We start from the raw sequence: 19997 nt of genomic DNA, 5'->3' as shown, positions 1-19997 counted from the left end.
ATGATGGTGTGGTGAGTGCACTCCGCCCCGCCCCCAAGTCCGACATCGACGAGGGCGACCTCGACGTCGACAAGCCCCACCACCACGCCGCCGGTCCGACCGCCGTGGCCGTCTCGATGAAGCGCGCCATGGAGCAGATGGGGCCGGTCCGCACCGCCCAGACGCTGCTCAAGCTGAACCAGGCCGACGGGTTCGACTGCCAGGGTTGTGCCTGGCCCGACCCCAGCCCGGGGGAGCGCCACCACGCGGAGTTCTGCGAGAACGGCGCGAAGGCGGTCACCGAGGAGGCCACCAAGCGCCGGGTCGACCGCGAGTTCTTCGCCTCCCACTCGCTGGCCGACCTGGCCGGGCGCACGGAGTACTGGCTGGGCCAGCAGGGCCGGATCACCGAGCCGATGATCGTCCGTGAGGGCGGCACCCACTACGAGCCGATCAGCTGGGAGGACGCGAACGCCCTGATGGCCGAGCGGCTGACCGGGCTGAGCTCCCCGGACCGCGCGGTGTTCTACACCTCGGGCAAGGTCTCCAACGAGGCCGCCTACGCCTACCAGGTCTTCGTCCGCGCCTTGGGCACCAACAACCTGCCGGACTGCTCGAACATGTGCCACGAGTCGAGCGGGTCGGCGCTGGTCGAGACGATCGGGATCGGCAAGGGCTCGGTCAGCCTGGAGGACATCCACCTGGCCAAGCTGATCGTCGTGGTCGGGCAGAACCCGGGCACCAACCACCCGCGGATGCTCTCCGCCCTCGAGGAGGCCAAGGGTCGCGGCGCCAAGATCATCTCGGTCAACCCGCTCGAGGAGGCGGGGATGGTCCGCTTCAAGAACCCGCAGAAGGTCAAGGGCTGGCTCGCCAACGGCACCGGTCTCTCCGACCTCCACCTGCCGATCCGGATCAACGGCGACCTCGCGCTCTTCCAGGCGATCGGCTCGCTGCTGGTCCAGTGGGACGCCCTGGACCGCGAGTTCCTGGAGCGTTACACCGCCGGCTTCGAGCAGTACGTCGACCACGTGCAGGAGCTCGACTGGGCCAAGGTCGAGGCCTCGACCGGCCTGACCCGCGCGCAGGTCACCGAGGCCGCCGAGATGTTCCGCGACTCCGAGGCCACCGTGACCTGCTGGGCGATGGGCATCACCCAGCACCACAACTCGGTCGCCACGATCAAGGAGATCGTCAACGTCGCGCTGCTGCAGGGCAACATCGGCCGGCCCGGTGCCGGGCTCTGCCCGGTGCGCGGCCACAGCAACGTGCAGGGCGACCGGACCATGGGCGTCTGGGAGCGGCTGCCCGACCACTTCCTCGACGCGATCCAGGGCGAGTTCGGCTTCGACCCGCCGCGCGAGCACGGTCACGACACCGTCCAGGCGATCCGCGAGATGCGGGACGGCACCGTCGACTTCTTCCTCTCCATGGGAGGCAACTTCGTCTCGGCCGCCCCGGACACCGAGGTGACCGCGGCCGCGATGCGCAAGGTCCGGACCGTCGTCAACGTCGCCACCAAGCTCAACCACAGCCACGTGACCTTCGGTCGCGAGACGCTGCTGCTGCCGCCGCTGGGCCGGTCCGAGAAGGACCTCACCGGTGGTGTCGAGCAGCGGGTGACCGTCGAGGACTCGATGTCGGCCGTGCACGCCTCGAAGGGGCCGCTGAAGCCGGCGTCGCCGCACCTGCGCTCCGAGGTCCACGTCGTCTGCGGGCTGGCCGAGGCCGTCCAGGCCGCCGCCCCCGACTCGCCGGCCGGGCAGGCGATGGCCCGCGTGCCGTGGGCCGCGTGGCGCTCGGACTACACCGAGATCCGTCGCTCGATCGCCCGCGTCGTGCCCGGGTGCGCGGCCTACGACGAGAAGGTCGACGTGCCCGGCGGGTTCGTCCTGCCGCACCCGCCGCGCGACACCCGCACCTTCGAGACCGAGTCGGGCAAGGCGCTGCTGAGCTGCACCCCCGTCGAGGTGCTGGAGGTCCCCCAGGGCCGGCTGCTGCTGCAGACGCTGCGTTCCCACGACCAGTTCAACACCACGATCTACGGGCTCGACGACCGCTACCGCGGCATCAGCAACGGGCGCCGCGTGGTCTTCGTGCACCCCGACGACATCCGGGAGCTCGAGATGGCCGACGGCGACATGGTCGACCTCGTGGGCGAGTGGACCGACCCGGACGGCAACGGTGACGCCGAGGAGCGGATCGCCCGCGACTTCCGGATCGTCTCCTACGACCAGCCCCGGGGCTGCGCCGCGGCGTACTACCCCGAGACCAACCCGCTGGTGCCGCTGGACTCCACCGCGGTCGGCAGCAACACCCCGGTCTCGAAGGCGGTCATCCTGCGGCTCGAGCGTCCTGGCTACGTCCTGGGCAGCCGGACGATAGAGGGTTCGGGCGACCAGGGCACCGGGACGATGCGCACGGACAACCCGGGCCAGCTGGCCTGAGCCCACTCCGATGAGCAATGGCGAGCGCGACCCGGACGAGGTCGAGTGCCGACCGGACCCGGGCGGCCCGGGGGTCGAGGTCCTCGGCCCCCGGGAGGTCCCGCTCGGGGGCCCGCGGGCGATGACGGTGCGGCGCACGCTGCCGCAGCGTGACCGCTCGCTGATCGGGGCGTGGTGCTTCGCCGACCACTACGGCCCCGACGACGTCGCCGACACCGGCGGCATGGTGGTCGCGCCCCACCCGCACATCGGGCTGGCCACGGTCAGCTGGCTCTTCACCGGCGAGGTCGAGCACCGCGACAGCCTCGGGACGCATGCCGTCGTCCGCCCGGGCGAGGTCAACCTGATGACCGCCGGCCGGGGCGTCAGCCACTCCGAGATCTCGCTGCCCACCACGACGGTGCTGCACGGTGCCCAGCTCTGGGTGGCGCTGCCCGAGAGGGCACGCGACGGGGCGCCCTCCTTCGCCCACCACGCCCCCGAGCCGCTGGCCGGGGACGGCTGGCGCGCCTCGGTGTTCCTCGGCTCGCTGCTGGGCGTCACCTCGCCCGTCGCGACGGCCACCCCGCTGCTGGGCGCCGAGCTCGTCCTGGACCCCGGCGCGGTCCTGGCGCTCGAGGTCGACCCGTCCTACGAGCACGGGGTGCTGGTCGACACCGGTGCCGTCGACGTGGCCGGCACCGCCGTCGCGCAGCACGAGCTGGCCTACGCCGCCCCCGGCGCCGCGAGGCTGACGCTGGCCGCCGGCGCGGAGGGGGCGCGGGTGCTGCTGCTCGGCGGGCCGCCGTTCGGCGAGCCGATCGTCATGTGGTGGAACTTCGTCGGGCGCACGCACGACGAGGTCGTCACGGCCCGCGAGGACTGGCAGGCGCAGGTGGGCGAGGGGCAGCAGGCCGACGGTCGCTTCGGTGTCGTCTCCGCGATGCCGCCGATCCCGGCCCCGGCGCTGCCGCGCGTGCGCCTGCGCACCCGGTCGTGAGCGCGTCGTGAGCACCGGACCGGTCGTCGGGGACGACGGCGTCCCCCGCTGCCCCTGGGGCGCGGGCAGCGGGATGATGCAGGAGTACCACGACACCGAGTGGGGCGTCTCGGTCGAGGGCGAGTCGGCCTACTTCGAGCGGCTGACGCTCGAGGCGTTCCAGTCGGGCCTGTCCTGGGCCACCATCCTGCGCAAGCGGCCCGCCTTCCGTGAGGCCTTCGCCGGCTTCGACGTCGACGCGGTGGCCGCCTTCGACGACGCCGACGTCGCCCGGCTGATGGCCGACGCCGGGATCGTGCGCAACCGGCGCAAGGTCGACGCCACGATCACCAACGCGGGCGCCACCGTCGCGCTGCGCGAGGCGGCCGGCACCGACGGCCTGGAGGGCCTCCTGCGGGCCTACGCACCGGAGGTCGGCCCGGCGCCCCGGACGGTCGAGGAGGTGCCCGGCAGCTCGGCGGACTCGCTGGCGCTCAGCAAGGAGCTGAAGCGACGCGGGTTCGTCTTCGTCGGCCCCACCACGATGCACGCGCTGATGGAGGCGCTGGGGCTGGTTGACACCCATCTCATGGGCTGCCACCGCCGCGGCGTCCGCTGAGGTCCGCCGCCGCCCGGTGGTCGAGGTGCGAGGGCCGCTCGGTCTGCCTCTCCGGTGGTCGAGGTGCGAGGGCCGCTCGGCCCGAGCCTCGAGACCTGGTGGGGTCTCGTGACGCTCGCTGGCGCTCGCTCCTCGACCACCGTGTGGTGGGCCCGGGTCTCGTGACGCTCGCTGGCGCTCGCTCCTCGACCACCGTGCGTTCGGCCCTCGATGACGGCAGCGGATTGCTGCCACGGGGTGGCAGTGATCCGCTGCTGTCCTTGCGGGAGGCGTCGAGCAGGGTCCGCGGCCGGTGGGCCCGGGTCTCGTGACGCTCGCTGGTGCTCGCTCCTCGACCACCGTGTGGTGGGCCTGGGTCTCGTGACGCTCGCTGGTGCTCGCTCCTCGACCACCGTGTGGTGGGGCCGGGTCTCGTGACGCTCGCTGGTGCTCGCTCCTCGACCACCGTGTGGTGGGGCCGGGTCTCGTGACGCTCGCTGGTGCTCGCTCCTCGACCACCGTGTGGTGGGCCCGGGTCTCGTGACGCTCGCTGGCGCTCGCTCCTCGACCACCGTGGGCTGGTGCTCGCTCCTCGACCACCGTGCGATGTCCTTGCGGCAGGTGTCAGCGGCGGACGACCAGGAGGGTCTGGGCCGACCGTGCGACGAGCCCGTGGGCGTCGTGCACGGTCGACGTGGCGACCGCCACCGAGCCCGGGCCCAGCGTCGTGGCGGCGTCCAGGCAGACCCACTCGCCCACCGCGGGGCGCAGCACGTGGACGGTCAGCTCGGTGTTCAGGAAGGCCCAGTCCGCGATGTCGAGGGCGGCGCTGACCCCGGAGGCCGAGTCGACGCACGTCAGCACCCGCTGCAGCGGGGAGGTCTCCTCCCCGGCCACCAGCCGGGGCGAGCGCATCCACACCTCGCCGGTCCCGGGCTCGTCCAGCCCGCCGCGGACCCAGCGCCAGTCGACCGCGTCGAGGTAGCCGCCGTTCCACGTCGGCGGGCGTGGGCGGCGTACGCCGTGCTCGGGGCCGTGCGGGGGAGGCGGACCGGGCTCACCGGGACCGTCGTCCCGCTCGGGCAGCACCCAGGCGCGGGCGACGGCCACCGACCGGTCGGCGGCGACGTCGCGCAGCGTCGCCTCGAGCAGCCGGACGCTGCGCCCGGGGCGCAGCACGGTCGCGCCGACCGACAGCGGGCCGACCGGGACCGGCCCGAGCAGGTCGATGCTGATCCGGCCCACCGCACCGCCGCCGGTGGCCGCCGCGAGCCGCTCCACGGCACGCCCCAGGAGTGCCGAGGGGGGTCCGCCGTGCTGTGCCTCGGCGGTCCACGGCCCGGCCGTCCAGGAGGTCGGCAGGACCCCGTCGGGACGGTCCTCCGAGGCGTCCCCGGCGGCCCCCTCGGAGGGGTCCGTGGGGGGCTCGACGAGGTCGTAGAAGTGGGGGGTGGGGGGCGATTTCACCATCGGTCCGACCTCTGTGTATGGTTCTGCGTCGTTGCCCCTTTAGCTCAGTCGGCAGAGCGTCTCCATGGTAAGGAGAAGGTCTACGGTTCGATTCCGTAAAGGGGCTCTGGGCGAGGTTTCCGGTCGCAGTATGATCGACCGGAGAACCTCGCGCTCGTGGCGGGGTAGCTCAGGTGGTTAGAGCACACGGCTCATAATCGTGGTGTCGCGGGTTCGAGTCCCGCCCCCGCTACCACCATCTCCGCACCGCAGCACCAACCGACTAAGGACTTCCCGTGGCCAGCAAGAGCTCCGACGTTCGCCCCAAGATCACTCTCGCCTGCGTGGAGTGCAAGGAGCGGAACTACATCACCAAGAAGAACCGGCGCAACAACCCCGACCGGCTCGAGATGGCGAAGTTCTGCCCGCGCTGCCGCCACCACCAGCCGCACCGCGAGACCCGCTGACTCCTGCTCCACCGACAGGCCCGCCACGACGCCGTGGCGGGCCTGGTCGCGTCTGCGGGCAGGCGCGTCCCGGCACACCCCGGGCACTAGGCTCGGCGGCATGTCCGTGGACCCCTCCCTGGTCGGCCGCACCTTCGCCCCGACCGCGCCCTACACCGTCGCCGAGGAGCGCGTGCGTGAGTTCGCCGCCACGCTCGGCCACCCGTACGACGGGGGCGCGGCGCCCGCGACGTTCCCGATCGTCCTGGCCTTCGAGGCGATGAACTCCTTCCTGGCCGAGGTCGGCGTCGAGCTGTCCCGCATCGTGCACGGCGAGCAGCGGTTCACCTACGAGCGCCCCGTGGTCCCCGGCGACGTGCTGACCGCCGGGCTGACCGTCTCCTCGCTGCGCCAGATCGGCGGCAACGACATCATCGGCACCACCAGCGAGGTCACCGACGCCTCCGGTGCGCTGGTCTGCGCGACGAGCGCCACGCTGGTCCACCGCGGCACGGCGGGGGAGCAGGCATGAGCGCCGCGCTGGCCGTCGGCGACGTCCTCGAGACCCGTCGCTACCCCGTGACCCGCGCCGACCTGGTCCGCTACGCCGGCGCCAGCGGCGACCAGAACCCGATCCACTGGTCCGACCGGGTGGCCACCGCGGTCGGCCTGCCCGGCGTGATCGCCCACGGCATGGTCACCCTGGCCCTGGCCGCCCGCGCGGTGGCCGAGTGGACCGACGGCGCCGAGGTCGTCGAGCTCGGCGCGAAGTTCACCAACCCGGTCCTGGTGCCCGACGACGACACCGGCGCCCTCGTCGAGGTCGGAGCCGTGGTGAAGAAGGTCGAGGACGGTCTCGCCACCCTCGCGCTCGAGGTCACCTGCGAGGGCCGCAAGGTCCTCGGCGCGCCCAAGGCGGTCGTGCGCGTCGATGGCTGACCGGATCCCGGGGGCCCTCCTCTCCGAGCACACCACGCTGCGCCTCGGCGGTCCCGCGGCCGAGCTGGTCCGCGCGACCACCGAGGAGCAGGTCGTCGACGCCGTCCGCGACGGCGACGAGCGGGGCGTCCCCGTGCTGGTGCTCGGCGGCGGCAGCAACCTGGTCGTGGCCGACGACGGGTTCGAGGGGGTCGTCGTCGAGGTGGCCACCCGCGGGGTGCTGCCCGACCACGACGGCGCCGACCCCACCTGCGGCGGCGTCGTCGTCCGGGTCGCCGCCGGCGAGCCGTGGGACGACCTGGTCGCGACCGCTGTCGCCCGCGGCTGGGTGGGCCTGGAGGCGCTGTCGGGCATCCCGGGGTCGGTCGGCGCGTCCCCGGTCCAGAACGTCGGGGCCTACGGCCAGGAGGTCGCCCAGACCATCAGCCGGGTGCGTGCGTGGGACCGGCACGAGGCCCGGCTGCGCTCGTTCGCCGGCGCCGACTGCGACTTCGGCTACCGGCACTCCCGCTTCAAGGCCGAGCCCGGCCGGTACGTCGTGCTCACCGTCGACTTCCAGCTCCCGCTGGGCTCGCTCGGCACCCCGGTGACCTACGCCGAGCTCGCCCGCACCCTCGGCGTCGAGCCGGGCGACCGGGCGCCGCTGGCCGAGGTCCGGGAGGCCGTGCTGGGGCTGCGCCGCGGCAAGGGCATGGTGCTCGACGCCGACGACCACGACTCATGGAGCGCCGGCTCCTTCTTCACCAACCCCGTCGTCGACGCCGACCGGGTGCCCGAGGGGGCGCCGGCCTGGCCGGCCGGCGAGGGCCGCGCCAAGACCAGCGCGGCGTGGCTGATCCAGCACGCCGGCTTCGACCGCGGCCACCTCCCGGCCGGCGGCAGCGGGTCGGTCTCGTTGTCGACCAAGCACACGCTGGCGCTGACCAACCGCGGCGGCGCGACCACCGACGAGCTCCTCGTGCTGGCGCGCGAGGTGCGCGACGGCGTCGAGGCGGTGTACGGCATCCGGCTGGTCAACGAGCCGGTGCTCGTGGGCTGCGAGCTCTAGGCCGTCCCTGCGGGTGTCAGGTGCGCAGCCACCGCTCCCGCAGGAAGGCCCGGTCGGTGCCGATGTCCCGGGGGAAGCCCGCGTCGAGGAAGTGCCGCCACGGGTGCACGCCGGCCGCGCCGCGGGTCAGGGTGCGCTCGAGGTCGAGGCCCATCAGCGCGTCGAGCACCTCGAGCAGGTCCCGTGGGCGGCAGCGGGCGTGCTCGGCGACCACGGCGAGGCGCCGGTCGAGGTCGGGCTCGCCGTCGAACCCGCAGTCGGCCCACCGGGTCGGCCGCACCGGCAGGACGTACCAGCAGAGCTGCGCGAGGTCCCACAGCGGCGGCGCGGGCTCGAGGTAGTCCCAGTCGATGATCCCGGTCAGCCGGTCACCGCTCCAGACCGTGTTCCACAGCCCGAGGTCGCCGTGCCGCAGCGTGGTGCTGCGCGCGCCCGGCACCCCGCCGTGGCGCCACACGTCGTCGGGTCGCACCTCGTACGTCGCCAGTGCCCCGCCCAGCCGCACCACCGCGGCCGCGGCCTGGTGCACGCCCTCCTCGCGGAGCAGCACCGCCGGCCACGGGCGTGCGGCGGTGGTCCCGGGCAGCCACGAGACGACCTCACGACCGCGGTCGTCGGTGCCGAGCGGTGCCGGGGCCAGGTCGAAGCCCTCGCGGCGGAGGTGTGCCAGCACCCGCTGGACGCTCGGGGTCCACGCCCCGGCGGTGCGGTGGACGGTGTCGCCGATCCGGACGACCTCGTTCACCTCGCCCCCGGTCAGGGGGACCTCGACCTCGTCCATCGCGATCGAGTCAACCACGGCCCGCCCGTCGGGCCGAGGGCTTGCGGAGGACCCGGGCACCGGGGGAGGTTGTCGCCGTGCGTTCCGCCCTCTCGCCGTCCCCAGCCCTCGCCGTGACCCTCGCGGGCTCCCTGATGCTCCCGCTCCTGGCCGCCGGCCCGTCCGCCGCGGCCGAGGTGGTGTCCACCTCCTCGGACCCGGCCGGGGACGTCAGCATCGACCGCGACGTCGCCGGTCTGTCGGACCGGAACCGGCGCAGCATCGACCTCGGCGGCCTGGAGGTGCGCCGCACCGGTGCGGGCGGCCTGCGTCTCGCGGTCGACCTCGCCCGGCTGGCACCCGTCGACGCGCGGTGGGACCAGCTGGTGGTGGTGCGGCTGCGCGACCGGGACGACGACGGCCTGACGAGGGTCTTCCTGACCTCGGTGCCCGACCAGCGGCCGTTCGTGGCCAGCCGGACGACCGACGGCGACGCCGAGCCCGAGGTCACCTGCGAGGTCGGCGTCTCCCGGGCCGAGCGGTCCGCCACGGTCGTGGCCCGGGTCCCGGCGCCGTGCGCCGCCCCGGCGCGCGCCCGCGGCACCCTCCAGGTCGTCACCACCCGCGTCGGCGAGGAGGAGCAGCCCTGGTCCGGCGACCAGCTCCGGGTCCGGCCGCTGCGCCCGGTCTAGCTCCCGAGGCCAGGCCGTCGGGGTCAGGCCGCCGAGGTCAGGCCGGGGTGGCCAGCCAGTCGTCGATGCCGCGGAGCAGCCGCGCCCGGACGTCGTCGGGGGCCGCGCTGGCCTGCACCGACATCCGGGCCAGGCCGGCCAGGGCGGTGTCGTCGAGGTCGTGGGCGGCGCGCATGGTGGCGTACTGCCCGGCCAGCCGGGAGCCGAAGAGCAGCGGGTCGTCGGAGCCCAGGGCGACGGTGGCCCCCGCCGCGAGCAGTGTCGGCACGGGCACCGAGGACAGGTCGGAGTAGACGCCGAGCGAGACGTTGGAGACCGGGCAGACCTCGAGCGCGATGCCTGCGTCGACCACCCGGGCCAGCAGGTCGGGGTCCTCGGCCGAGCGGACGCCGTGCCCCAGGCGGGCCGGCCGCAGCGCGTCCAGGCAGGTCCGCACGTGCTCGGGGCCGCGCAGCTCGCCGCCGTGCGGCAGCAGCAGCAGGCCGGCGCGCCCGGCGATGGCGAAGGCCGGCGCGAAGTCGGTGGTGGTGCCACGTCGCTCGTCGTTGGACAGCCCGAACCCGACCACGCCGCGCCCGGCGTACTGCGCGGCGAGGCGGGCCAGGGTGCGTGCGTCGAGCGGGTGGCGGGTGCGGTTGGCCGCCACCACCGCCGCGATCCCGACACCGGTGGCGGCCGCGGCCTCCCGGGTGGCGTCGAGGACCAGGTCGAGGAAGGCGGTGATCCCGCCGAACCGGGCGGCGTAGCCGCTGGGGTCGACCTGGATCTCCAGCCACCCGCCGCCGTCGGCCGCGTCGTCCTCGGCCGCCTCGCGCACCAGGCGGCGCACGTCGTCCTCGGTGCGCAGCACCGACCGCGCGACGTCGTAGAGGCGCTGGAAGCGGAACCAGCCCTTCTCGTCGGCCGCGCTCAGCTGCGGCGGCCACCCGGAGACCAGCGAGTCGGGCAGCGCGATCCCGTCCCGCTCCGCGAGCTCGAGCAGGGTGCCGTGCCGCATCGACCCGGTGAAGTGCAGGTGCAGGTGCGCCTTCGGCAGCGTCCGGACGTCGCGGGCCGCGTTGGTCGAGGGGTGAGCGCCAGCGAACGTCTCGAGACCCACGTCAGCCGAGGAGCTTCTGCAGCCGGCTGACGCCCTCGACCAGGTCCTCGTCGCCCAGGGCGTAGGACAGCCGCAGGTAGCCCGGCGACCCGAACGCCTCGCCCGGCACCACCGCCACCTCGGCCTGCTCCAGGATCCACTCGGCCAGCTCGGCGGAGGTGTCGATGCGGACGCCGCCGTGCTCGCGGCCGAGCAGGACCTTGACCGACGGGTAGGCGTAGAACGCCCCGAGCGGCGTGGGGCAGACGACGCCGTCGATCTCGTTGAGCATCGACACGATCAGCCGTCGGCGCCGGTCGAAGGCCGTCTTCATCTCCTCGACCGCGGTCAGGTCGCCGGTCAGGGCGGCGATCGCCGCGCGCTGCGAGACGTTGGCGACATTCGAGGTCGCGTGCGACTGCAGGTTGGTGGCCGCCTTGACGACGTCCTTCGGGCCGATCATCCAGCCGACCCGCCAGCCGGTCATCGCGTAGGTCTTGGCCACGCCGTTGACGACCACGCACTGGTCGACCAGGTCGGGGCACAGCACCGGCATCGAGCCGGTCTCGACGCCGTCGTAGACCAGGTGCTCGTAGATCTCGTCGGTCAGCACCCACAGCTCGTGCTCGGCCACCCAGGCGCCGATCTCGCGGATCTCGTCGGCGGTGTAGACCGCGCCGGTCGGGTTGGAGGGCGAGACGAAGAGGAGCACCTTCGTACGCTCGGTGCGCGCGGCCTCGAGCTGGGCCACCGTCACCTTGTAGTCCTGGGTCTCGTCGGCCAGCACCTCGACCGGGCGGCCGCCGGCCAGGGCGATCGCCTCGGGGTAGGTGGTCCAGTACGGCGCCGGCAGGATCACCTCGTCGCCCGGGTCGAGCATCGCGGCGAAGGCGCCGTAGATGGCCTGCTTGCCGCCGTTGGTGACCAGCACCTGCGCCGGCTCGACGACCAGGCCGCTGTCGCGACGGGTCTTGTCGACGATGGCCTGCTTCAGCTCGGGCAGGCCGCCGGCGGGGGAGTAGCGGTGGTTGCGCGGGTCGCGGCAGGCCTCGACCGCGGCGTCCACGACGTAGGGCGGGGTCGGGAAGTCCGGCTCGCCGGCGCCGAACCCGACCACCGGGCGGCCTTCGGCCTTGAGCGCCTTGGCCTTGGAGTCGACCTTCAGCGTCGCGGACTCGGCGATCGCACCGACCCGCTCGGAGACGCGGCGCTCGCGGGGGCTGACGGCTTCTGGGGAGCTCATGCGCGCCATCGTAGAGGCGAGGTCACCGGGGAGGGCCGTTGACATCGGTGCGTGGGACCGGTCGGATGACGGATCACCGCCGACCACTCGATGCACCCGGGAGCACGTATGACGGCAGAACCCACGACCAGTGCCGGACCCGGCGGTGACAGCGACCTCAAGAGGTCGATCACCGGGCGCCTGCTCTTCTTCTACGTGCTCGGCGACGTGCTCGGGTCCGGCATCTACGTGCTGATCGGTGCGGTGGCCGCAGTGGTGGGCGGGGCGTTCTGGATCGCCTTCGGCGTCGGCGTCACCGTCGCCACGATCACCGGGCTGGCCTACGCCGAGCTGGTCACCAAGTACCCGCAGGCCGCGGGGGCCGCGCTCTACGTCAACAAGGCCTTCAAGAACCGCACGCTGACCTTCGTGGTCACGATCTGCGCCCTCAGCGCGGTCTTCGCCGCGGCCGGTTCGCTGGCGACCGGGTTCGCGACGTACTTCGACTCGGTCTGGACGCTGCCGCCCGCGCTCCTGGTCTCGGTCGCCTTCATCCTGGTGCTCGCGGTCGTCAACTACATCGGCATCACCGAGTCGGTGGTCATCAACATGGTGATGACGGTCGTCGAGGTCGCCGGCCTGGTCATCGTGCTGGCCATCGGTGTCGTCTTCGTGGCCCGCGGCGACGCGGACTTCGGCGGGCTGACCGAGTTCTCGACCGACGGCAGCGTCACCTGGGCGATCGTGGCGGGGGTGGCGCTGGCCTTCTTCGCGATGACGGGCTTCGAGAACGCCGCCAACGTGGCCGAGGAGACCGTCGACCCCGCGAAGACGTTCCCCAAGGCCCTGGTCGGCGGGATGATCTGCGCCGGCGTCATCTACGTCCTGGTCGCGATGACCGCCGAGCTGGTCGTCGGCGCCGGGACCCTCGCGGCCGCCTCCGACGCCGGCGAGCCCTCCCTGCTCGAGGTGGTCAAGGCCGACGTGCTGCCGGTCTCGGTGACGCTGTTCGCGATCATCGCGATGGTCGCCATCACCAACACCACCCTGGTCGCGGTGGTCACCCAGTCGCGGATCCTCTACGGCATGGCCCGCGAGGACGTCGTGCCCGGTGTGTTCGCCAAGGTCCACCCCACGCGACGCAGCCCCTGGGTGGCGCTGATCCTGTCGGCGGTCGTGGTCGTCGGCCTGCTCGTCGTCGGTGACGTCCTCACCCGGCTCGGCCTGGACATCGACCTCATCACCACGCTGGCCAACGTCACCGTGCTGCTGCTCCTGGTCATCTACGCCCTGGTGATCGTCTCCGCGCTCAAGCTGCGCGGGGACCCCGACACCGGCTCCGGATCGACCTTCACGGCGCCGACGCCGCTGCTGGCCGTCGGCCTGGTGGGCAACGTCGTGCTCGCCGTGTACGTCGTGGTCGACGACTGGACCTCGCTGCTGTGGTGCGGCGGCCTGATCGGCGTCGGCCTCGTGCTGTTCGCCGCCGAGAAGGCCTTCGGCAGCCGTACCCGACCGCCCGGCGCCCCGCCGAGCATCGCCGACCCGACCGGAGGAGCCTGAGCCATGCACGTCATCGTCACCACCGACGGCAGCAAGCAGTCGTTGGCCGCCGCCCGCAAGCTGAAGTCCTTCGCCGACCCCGCGAAGATCGCCGACGTCTCGGTGGTCGCGGTGATCCGGCCGTTCGCGGCGGTGGCCTTCGCCGACGACGTCAGCGAGGCCGAGCAGCGCACGGCGGTCGCGCAGGAGTCGGGCTTCCGCGAGGCCGCGCAGGCCGCGCTGGCCACGGTCGCGGCCGAGTTCGACGGGTGGGGGCCCCAGGTCCACACCCGGCTGCGCTCCGGCTCCCCGGCCAAGGAGATCATCAAGGCCGCCAAGCAGCTCGACGCCGGCCTGGTGGTCATCGCCAGCGGCGGGCGGGGCCTGTCCGACACGGTGCTGCTGGGCAGCACCGCCCAGCGGGTCCAGCAGTACGCGCCCTGCCCGGTGCTGGTGGTGCGCTCCGCGCGCAAGGGCTAGTCCCGGTGCGTTTGGACGCACCGTTCCCCTTGCCCGTAGACTCCACCACGGTGGACCCGTCGCCATGATGCGGCACGCCCTCGCAGCAGGACACGTGAGGCGCTGACGCGGGGCCCGGGACCACCGAAGGGCACTAGCTCAACTGGTAGAGCATCGGTCTCCAACACCGAAGGTTGGGGGTTCAAGTCCCTCGTGCCCTGCGAAGAACCAAGCCGGCCCGGCTCCCCGACCAGGGGGGTCGTCGCCGTACGACGAGAGGTGTGACGACGTGGCGGACAGCGACACCGTGCGCGGGTCGCGTGACGGCGGGTCCGACGAGGACAAGCCCAAGCGCACCAGCCTGGTCACCTTCTACCGCCAGGTCGTCGCGGAGCTGCGCAAGGTCGTGTGGCCGACGCAGGAGCAGCTGGTCACCTACTTCTTCGTGGTGATGGTCTTCGTCGTCGTGATGATGGCGCTGATCTCCGCCCTGGACCTCGGGTTCGGCCGGCTGGCCTTCGCGGTCTTCACCGGCAACGCCGAGCAGTGAGACCAGGGCCGCGCCCGCCGCGGCCCCCACGAACCCCCTGATGATGGAGCAACGAGTGTCGGAGTACCAGGACGTCGAGGACCAGGTCGAGGACCAGGCCCTCACGGACAGCAGCAACGAGGGACTCGTCGAGACCGTCGAGATGCCCGGTGAGGTCGTCGAGCCGATCGACCACACCGAGGACGGCGACCTCGAGGCCACCCTCGGCGCGGAGGCCCTCGCCGACGGCGACGAGGTCCCCGTCGACGACGCGGACGCCGAGCCCGAGGAGATCGACCCCCTCGAGGAGTTCCGCCGCGAGCTGTGGGCCAAGCCGGGCGACTGGTTCGTGGTCCACACCTACTCGGGCATGGAGAACCGCGTCCGCCAGAACCTCGAGAACCGCATCATCTCCTTGAACATGGAGGACTACATCCACGAGATCGTGGTCCCCACCGAGGAGGTCGCGGAGATCAAGAACGGCCAGCGCAAGATGGTCAAGCGCACCGTCCTGCCCGGTTACGTCCTGGTCCGCATGGACCTGACCGACGAGTCCTGGTCCGCCGTGCGCCACACGCCGTCGGTCACCGGCTTCGTGGGCCACAGCCACCAGCCCGTGCCGCTGAGCATGAGCGAGGTCGAGAACATGCTCGCCCCCGCCGTGGTGGCCCAGGCCGAGGCCGCGGCGGCCGCCGCCGGCGAGGGCGACAAGTCCAAGGGCGGCGCTGCGAAGTCCTCCCGCCCCGTCGAGGTCGCCGACTTCGACGTCAGCGACTCGGTCATGGTGGTCGACGGTCCGTTCGCCACGCTGCACGCGACGATCACCGAGATCAACGCCGAGTCCCAGCGCGTCAAGGCGCTGGTCGAGATCTTCGGCCGGGAGACCCCGGTCGAGCTGAGCTTCAGCCAGATCCAGAAGGTCTGAGGCACCCCGCGCCCCGGGCCACGCCCCGGGTCGCGGCGCACGACGTGCACCACCCGAGGTGGCAGAGGACGCGAGTCCTCGTCATGACCACGAGAGAGAAAGAGAAACCATGCCTCCCAAGAAGAAGAAGATCGCAGCGCTGGTCAAGGTGCAGCTGCAGGCCGGCGCCGCGACCCCCGCGCCCCCGGTCGGTACGGCGCTCGGCCCCCACGGCGTCAACATCATGGAGTTCTGCAAGGCCTACAACGCCCAGACCGAGGCGATGCGCGGCAACGTGATCCCCGTCGAGATCACCATCTTCGAGGACCGGTCCTTCACCTTCATCACGAAGACCCCGCCGGCCGCCGAGCTGATCAAGAAGGCCGCCGGCCTGCAGCGCGGCTCCGGCGTCCCGCACAAGGAGAAGGTCGGCAAGCTGACCAAGGACCAGGTGCGCGAGATCGCGACGACCAAGCTGCCGGACCTGAACGCCAACGACATCGACGCCGCCATGAAGATCGTCGAGGGCACCGCCCGTTCCATGGGCGTCACGACCGACTGACCCACCGCTCCACCCCCGTGGCAGGGCCGCGCTGGCCCGCCGACCACACCTGGACGACAACGAGAAGAGAAGAGCCAGACATGCAGCGCAGCAAGACCTACCGCGCGGCGGCCGAGTCCTTTGACCGGGACGAGGTCTTCAGCCCCCTGAAGGCCATCGGTATCGCCAAGACCGCGAGCAAGAAGAAGTTCGACGAGACCGTCGACGTCGTCATGCGCCTCGGGGTCGACCCCCGCAAGGCCGACCAGATGGTGCGCGGCACCGTCAACCTGCCCCACGGCACCGGCAAGACCGCCAAGGTGCTGGTGTTCGCGGCCGGTGACAAGGCCGAGGCCGCCCGCGCCGCGGGCGCCGACGAGGTCGGCGCCGACGAGCTGATCGAGAAGGTGGCCGGCGGCTACCTCGACTTCGACGCCGTCGTCGCCACCCCGGACATGATGGGCAAGGTCGGTCGCCTCGGCCGCGTCCTCGGCCCCCGTGGCCTGATGCCGAACCCGAAGACCGGCACCGTCACCCCGGACCCGGCCAAGGCCGTGACCGACATCAAGGGCGGCAAGATCGAGTTCCGCGTGGACCGTCACGCCAACCTGCACTTCATCATCGGCAAGGCCTCCTTCGACGAGGCCCAGCTCGCGGAGAACTACGCCGCCGCCCTCGAGGAGGTGCTGCGGCTCAAGCCGGCCAGCTCCAAGGGCCGCTACGTGCGCAAGGTGACGCTGTCGACCACGATGGGCCCCGGCGTCCAGGTCGACCCGAACCGCGTGCGCAACGTCGCCGGCGACGACGACGCCCCGCAGGTCTGAGCCACCGCACCACCCAGCACCACCAGCACGGCCTCGGCCCGGTCGCCCCTCGCGGGTGGCCGGGCCGATTTGGTGTGCGGGGTCGCCCCGCGTACTGTTCCTCTCGCAACCAGAGACCGCCGGTCGTCCTGTCCCCGTGGCAGGACCGAAGGTTCCGCAGCAGCGGACGTCCAGCGCAGGCCACGTCGCCAGACCCGCAGCGGATGCCCGCCGCGCCAGTCCACGCCCCGAGCCTGCGCTCGGGGCGTTTCGCATCTGAGGACCCGCCCGGTGGTCGCCCACCGGAAGGAGACCCATGGCGCGGCCAGACAAGCAGGCAGCCGTGGCGGAGATCGTCGAGTCTTTCAACGAGTCCGCCGGCGCTGTCCTGACTGATTACCGCGGTCTCACCGTCAAGGAGCTGCAGGACCTGCGGCGCGCCTTGGGTGAGGACGCCTCCTACGCCGTGGTCAAGAACACGCTGACCAAGATCGCCGCCGCTGAGGCCGGCATGGCCGGGTTCGACGAGCTGCTCGTCGGTCCGACCGCCATCGCCTTCATCAACGGTGACGTGGTCGAGGCCGCCAAGGGCCTGCGTGACTTCGCCAAGGCTCACCCCGCCCTGATCATCAAGGGCGGGTACCTGGACGGTGCTGCGCTGGACGCGTCCGAGGTGGCCAAGCTGGCCGACCTCGAGTCGCGCGAGGTGCTGCTCGGCAAGATGGCCGGCGCGATGCTCGCGTCGCTCACCAACGCCGCCGCCCTGTTCCAGGCCCCCCTCAGCCAGGCCGCCCGCGTCGCGGGTGCGCTGCAGGCCAAGGCTGCGGAGGACCCCTCGATCCTCGCTGGTGGTGCCGGCGTGCCGGCTGCCGCCGAGGAGGCCCCCGTCGACACCGCGGAGGAGACCGAGGTGGCCCCCGCGGCCGCCGAGGACGCCCCCGCCGCCGAGGGCGAGACCGCCGAGGCCTGACGGCCCGGCTCACCACCGACGAAGACAAACCCCCGGCCCGGGTCGACCGACACGGGCCACCGACTGGAAGGAACCGCCACCATGGCGAAGCTCAGCACCGACGAGCTGCTCGACGCGTTCAAGGAGATGACGCTGATCGAGCTCTCCGAGTTCGTGAAGCAGTTCGAGGACACCTTCGGCGTCACCGCGGCCGCTCCGGTCGCCGTCGCCGCCGCCCCCGCCGCCGGTGGTGGCGCGGAGGAGGCCGCCGAGCAGGACGAGTTCGACGTCATCCTCGAGGCTGCCGGCGAGAAGAAGATCAACGTCATCAAGGAGGTGCGCGCCCTGACCTCCCTCGGACTGAAGGAGGCCAAGGAGCTCGTGGAGTCGGCCCCCAAGGCGATCATCGAGAAGACCACCAAGGAGGCTGCTCAGAAGGCCAAGGAGCAGCTCGAGGGCGCCGGCGCGTCCGTCACCGTCAAGTGACCCACGCCTGACACCCGGCCCGCCTCGGCGGGCCACGCTGCGACAGCAGCACACCGCCACGGGGCGGGCACCTCACCGGTGCCCGCCCCGTCGTGCGTCCGGACGCCCCGTTGCTCGCCCGTAGGTCGGGTCGTCCAGGGGTCGGGAGCGGCCTGGGCAGGGGGTGACTCGTGAGTAACCTACGTGAGCGGCGTCACGTCGTCGGCGGTCGTCGGGGCGTCCGTGCAGGTCGGAGGGGTGATTGACGCCTCCGGCGCTGACTCAGGTCACGAGTGTGCACCGGAGGCCGGCAAAAACGTGACGTGCGTCAAGTCCAGCGCGTAACCTCGCCGGGTCACCGGCGTTGTTACCAGTCGGTGGCACGGCGTGCGCCTGGCAACCCGGCGCGGGTCATGGGGCCACGAGATCGAGGGAGGCACACGCAGTGGGCGTGGAGATCAAGGTCGAGCACCTGACCAAGTCGTTCGGCAAGCAGCTGATCTGGGGTGACGTGACCCTCACGATCCCGGCCGGCGAGATCTGCGTGATGCTCGGTCCGTCGGGGACGGGCAAGTCGGTGTTCCTCAAGACGCTGATCGGCCTGCTCAAGCCCGACCGGGGCTCGGTGATCATCGAGGGCACCGACATCGCCAGCTGCCCCGAGCGCGAGCTCTACGAGATCCGCAAGCTCTTCGGCGTCCTGTTCCAGGACGGCGCGATGTTCGGCTCGATGAACCTCTACGACAACATCGCCTTCCCGCTGCGCGAGCACACGAAGAAGTCCGAGTCCGAGGTCCGCGACGTGGTCATGGAGAAGCTCGACCTCGTCGGTCTCCTCGGCACCGAGGACAAGCTGCCCGGAGAGATCTCGGGCGGGATGCGCAAGCGCGCCGGCCTGGCCCGGGCGCTCGTGCTCGACCCCGAGATCGTCCTCTTCGACGAGCCCGACTCGGGGCTGGACCCGGTGCGCACGTCGTTCCTGAACCAGCTGATCGTCGACCTCAACGCCCAGATCGACGCCACGTTCCTGATCGTCACCCACGACATCAACACCGCCCGGACGGTGCCGGACAACATCGGCCTGCTCTACCACAAGCACCTGGCCATGTTCGGCCCCCGCGAGATGCTGCTGAGCTCCGAGGAGCCGGTCGTGCGCCAGTTCCTGAACGCGCAGAAGGTCGGCCCGATCGGCATGTCGGAGGAGAAGGACGCCGACGAGCTGGCGGCCGAGTCCGACCAGGAGCTGCCGGCGCTGCCCCCGATCCCGATGCAGCTCGAGCCGTCCAACGGCATCCCGCGCCGCAGCCAGCGCGAGCCCGGTGCCTGGTGCCGCGACAACGGCGTCACCCCGCCCCCGGGGTCCTTCGACGACAACATGTCCATGACCACGGGGGCCTGATCGGTGTCGTCGCTGACCAGCGCGAGGTTCCTCAAGCCCGTCGGGGCGGCCGGGACCCTCTTCGCCTTCGCGCTCGACGTGGGACGGGCCCTGTTCCGTCGCCCGTTCCAGACCCGCGAGTTCATCCAGCAGGCCTGGTTCGTGGCGTCGGTGACGATCGTGCCGACCGCCCTGGTCGCCATCCCCTTCGGTGCGGTGATCGCGCTGCAGGTGGGTGGGCTGATCCGGCAGTTCGGCGCGCAGTCCTTCACGGGCTCGGCGTCGGTGCTGGCGGTGGTGCAGCAGGCCGCCCCGATCGCGACCGCACTGCTGATCGCAGGTGCCGGCGGGTCGGCGATCGCCGCCGACCTCGGGGCGCGCAAGATCCGCGAGGAGCTCGACGCGATGATGGTGCTGGGCATCGACCCGATCCAGCGCCTCGTCGTGCCCCGCGTCCTGGGCTGCATGCTCGTCGCGGTGTTCCTCAACGGCATGGTCAGCGTGGTGGGCGTGGCCGGCGGCTACGTCTTCAACGTCGGCCTGCAGGGCGGCACGCCCGGTGCCTACATCGCCAGCTTCACCGCGCTGGCGCAGCTGCCCGACCTGTGGGTGGGCCTGGTCAAGGCCCTGATCTTCGGGCTGATCGCGGCGATCGTGGCCGCGTACAAGGGGATCAACGCCGGCGGCGGGCCCAAGGGCGTGGGTGACGCCGTGAACGAGTCGGTGGTCATCACCTTCGTGCTGCTGTTCATCGTGAACTTCATCATCAGCGCCATCTACCTCCAAGTCATCCCACCGAAGACGGGCTGAT

The 19997-nt window shown here is 72.2% G+C and carries 22 protein-coding genes and 3 tRNA genes; 21 read left to right on the top strand and 4 right to left on the bottom strand.

Annotation, left to right across the window (positions count from 1 at the left end; translation table 11 throughout):
- Positions 1–11: 11 nt before the first annotated feature.
- The 3 genes from GV155_RS16635 to GV155_RS16625 are packed head-to-tail and all read left to right on the top strand — an operon-like array spanning position 12 to position 4003.
- Positions 12–2426 (top strand): FdhF/YdeP family oxidoreductase, encoded by a 2415-nt coding sequence (locus GV155_RS16635; protein ID WP_201300213.1) that lies wholly within the window; start codon positions 12–14, stop codon positions 2424–2426.
- Between the two features lie 10 nt (positions 2427–2436).
- Entirely contained in the window at positions 2437–3405 is a 969-nt protein-coding gene (locus GV155_RS16630; RefSeq protein WP_160009765.1) for a pirin family protein, read from the top strand.
- Positions 3406–3412: 7 nt separating this feature from the next.
- Positions 3413–4003, top strand: a complete 591-nt coding sequence (locus GV155_RS16625; RefSeq protein ID WP_201300212.1) for a DNA-3-methyladenine glycosylase I — start codon at positions 3413–3415, stop codon at positions 4001–4003.
- A gap of 603 nt (positions 4004–4606) precedes the next feature.
- On the opposite strand, the gene GV155_RS16620 is transcribed toward GV155_RS16625, so the two are convergent.
- Entirely contained in the window at positions 4607–5452 is an 846-nt protein-coding gene (locus tag GV155_RS16620; RefSeq protein ID WP_160009763.1) for a thioesterase family protein, read from the bottom strand.
- A 33-nt stretch (positions 5453–5485) separates the two neighbouring features.
- Here GV155_RS16620 and GV155_RS16615 point away from each other — a divergent pair.
- From GV155_RS16615 to GV155_RS16590, 6 genes are all read left to right on the top strand, one after another.
- Positions 5486–5558: transfer RNA gene (locus GV155_RS16615), tRNA-Thr, on the top strand.
- Between the two features lie 52 nt (positions 5559–5610).
- Positions 5611–5687, top strand: a tRNA-Met gene (locus GV155_RS16610).
- A gap of 40 nt (positions 5688–5727) precedes the next feature.
- On the top strand, positions 5728–5898 hold the full coding sequence (gene rpmG / locus GV155_RS16605) for a 50S ribosomal protein L33 (RefSeq protein ID WP_160009761.1): 171 nt from the start codon (positions 5728–5730) through the stop codon (positions 5896–5898).
- A 100-nt stretch (positions 5899–5998) separates the two neighbouring features.
- Positions 5999–6409 (top strand): FAS1-like dehydratase domain-containing protein, encoded by a 411-nt coding sequence (locus GV155_RS16600; RefSeq protein WP_160009759.1) that lies wholly within the window; start codon positions 5999–6001, stop codon positions 6407–6409.
- Positions 6406–6816 (top strand): MaoC/PaaZ C-terminal domain-containing protein, encoded by a 411-nt coding sequence (locus GV155_RS16595; protein ID WP_160009757.1) that lies wholly within the window; start codon positions 6406–6408, stop codon positions 6814–6816. The genes GV155_RS16600 and GV155_RS16595 overlap by 4 nt, the downstream gene beginning before the upstream one ends.
- Positions 6809–7864 (top strand): UDP-N-acetylmuramate dehydrogenase, encoded by a 1056-nt coding sequence (locus tag GV155_RS16590; RefSeq protein WP_160009755.1) that lies wholly within the window; start codon positions 6809–6811, stop codon positions 7862–7864. Before GV155_RS16595 ends, GV155_RS16590 begins: the two co-directional genes overlap by 8 nt.
- 16 nt (positions 7865–7880) lie before the next feature.
- Here GV155_RS16590 and GV155_RS16585 read toward each other — a convergent pair whose 3' ends face one another.
- Positions 7881–8663 (bottom strand): aminoglycoside phosphotransferase family protein, encoded by a 783-nt coding sequence (locus tag GV155_RS16585; RefSeq protein WP_160009753.1) that lies wholly within the window; start codon positions 8661–8663, stop codon positions 7881–7883.
- Positions 8664–8722: 59 nt separating this feature from the next.
- Here GV155_RS16585 and GV155_RS16580 point away from each other — a divergent pair, with 59 nt between their 5' ends.
- Positions 8723–9316 carry a hypothetical protein gene (locus GV155_RS16580; RefSeq protein ID WP_160009751.1) on the top strand — a complete coding sequence of 198 codons (594 nt, stop codon included), beginning with the start codon at positions 8723–8725 and terminating at the stop codon, positions 9314–9316.
- 37 nt (positions 9317–9353) lie between these two features.
- Here GV155_RS16580 and GV155_RS16575 read toward each other — a convergent pair whose 3' ends face one another.
- Complete coding sequence (locus GV155_RS16575) at positions 9354–10415, bottom strand: adenosine deaminase (RefSeq protein ID WP_160009749.1); 1062 nt, start codon at positions 10413–10415, stop codon at positions 9354–9356.
- 1 nt (position 10416) lies between these two features.
- A complete protein-coding gene (locus GV155_RS16570) occupies positions 10417–11637 on the bottom strand; it encodes a pyridoxal phosphate-dependent aminotransferase (RefSeq protein ID WP_160009747.1) in 1221 nt (406 codons plus the stop codon).
- Positions 11638–11745: 108 nt separating this feature from the next.
- On the opposite strand from GV155_RS16570, the gene GV155_RS16565 reads away from it, so the two are divergent.
- The 11 genes from GV155_RS16565 to GV155_RS16515 all read left to right on the top strand — a co-directional run bounded on the left by GV155_RS16565 (position 11746) and on the right by GV155_RS16515 (position 19996).
- Positions 11746–13179: an APC family permease gene (locus GV155_RS16565; RefSeq protein ID WP_160009746.1), complete on the top strand. Its 1434-nt coding sequence runs from the start codon at positions 11746–11748 to the stop codon at positions 13177–13179.
- A gap of 3 nt (positions 13180–13182) precedes the next feature.
- A complete protein-coding gene (locus GV155_RS16560; RefSeq protein WP_160009744.1) occupies positions 13183–13638 on the top strand; it encodes a universal stress protein in 456 nt (151 codons plus the stop codon).
- Positions 13639–13765: 127 nt separating this feature from the next.
- Positions 13766–13838: transfer RNA gene (locus GV155_RS16555), tRNA-Trp, on the top strand.
- A 68-nt stretch (positions 13839–13906) separates the two neighbouring features.
- Positions 13907–14167 (top strand): preprotein translocase subunit SecE, encoded by a 261-nt coding sequence (secE, locus tag GV155_RS16550; protein WP_160009742.1) that lies wholly within the window; start codon positions 13907–13909, stop codon positions 14165–14167.
- Between the two features lie 43 nt (positions 14168–14210).
- Positions 14211–15071, top strand: coding sequence for a transcription termination/antitermination protein NusG (gene nusG, locus GV155_RS16545; RefSeq protein WP_442938870.1), 861 nt, complete (start codon positions 14211–14213; stop codon positions 15069–15071).
- Positions 15072–15180: 109 nt separating this feature from the next.
- Positions 15181–15612 carry a 50S ribosomal protein L11 gene (gene rplK, locus GV155_RS16540; RefSeq protein WP_160009738.1) on the top strand — a complete coding sequence of 144 codons (432 nt, stop codon included), beginning with the start codon at positions 15181–15183 and terminating at the stop codon, positions 15610–15612.
- Between the two features lie 80 nt (positions 15613–15692).
- Positions 15693–16415, top strand: coding sequence for a 50S ribosomal protein L1 (gene rplA / locus GV155_RS16535; protein WP_160009736.1), 723 nt, complete (start codon positions 15693–15695; stop codon positions 16413–16415).
- Between the two features lie 295 nt (positions 16416–16710).
- A complete protein-coding gene (rplJ, locus tag GV155_RS16530; RefSeq protein ID WP_160009734.1) occupies positions 16711–17364 on the top strand; it encodes a 50S ribosomal protein L10 in 654 nt (217 codons plus the stop codon).
- 81 nt (positions 17365–17445) lie between these two features.
- Complete coding sequence (rplL, locus tag GV155_RS16525) at positions 17446–17829, top strand: 50S ribosomal protein L7/L12 (protein WP_160009732.1); 384 nt, start codon at positions 17446–17448, stop codon at positions 17827–17829.
- Between the two features lie 424 nt (positions 17830–18253).
- Positions 18254–19207 (top strand): ABC transporter ATP-binding protein, encoded by a 954-nt coding sequence (locus GV155_RS16520; RefSeq protein ID WP_160009729.1) that lies wholly within the window; start codon positions 18254–18256, stop codon positions 19205–19207.
- Between the two features lie 3 nt (positions 19208–19210).
- A complete protein-coding gene (locus GV155_RS16515) occupies positions 19211–19996 on the top strand; it encodes an MlaE family ABC transporter permease (RefSeq protein WP_160009727.1) in 786 nt (261 codons plus the stop codon).
- Position 19997: the final 1 nt, after the last annotated feature.

It is taken from the genome of Nocardioides sp. AX2bis (genome assembly GCF_902506435.1).
In the GTDB taxonomy this organism is placed as follows: domain Bacteria; phylum Actinomycetota; class Actinomycetes; order Propionibacteriales; family Nocardioidaceae; genus Nocardioides.
The sequence above is the reverse complement of the archived record's forward strand: the minus strand, read 5'-3'. Positions and strand labels throughout refer to the sequence as shown.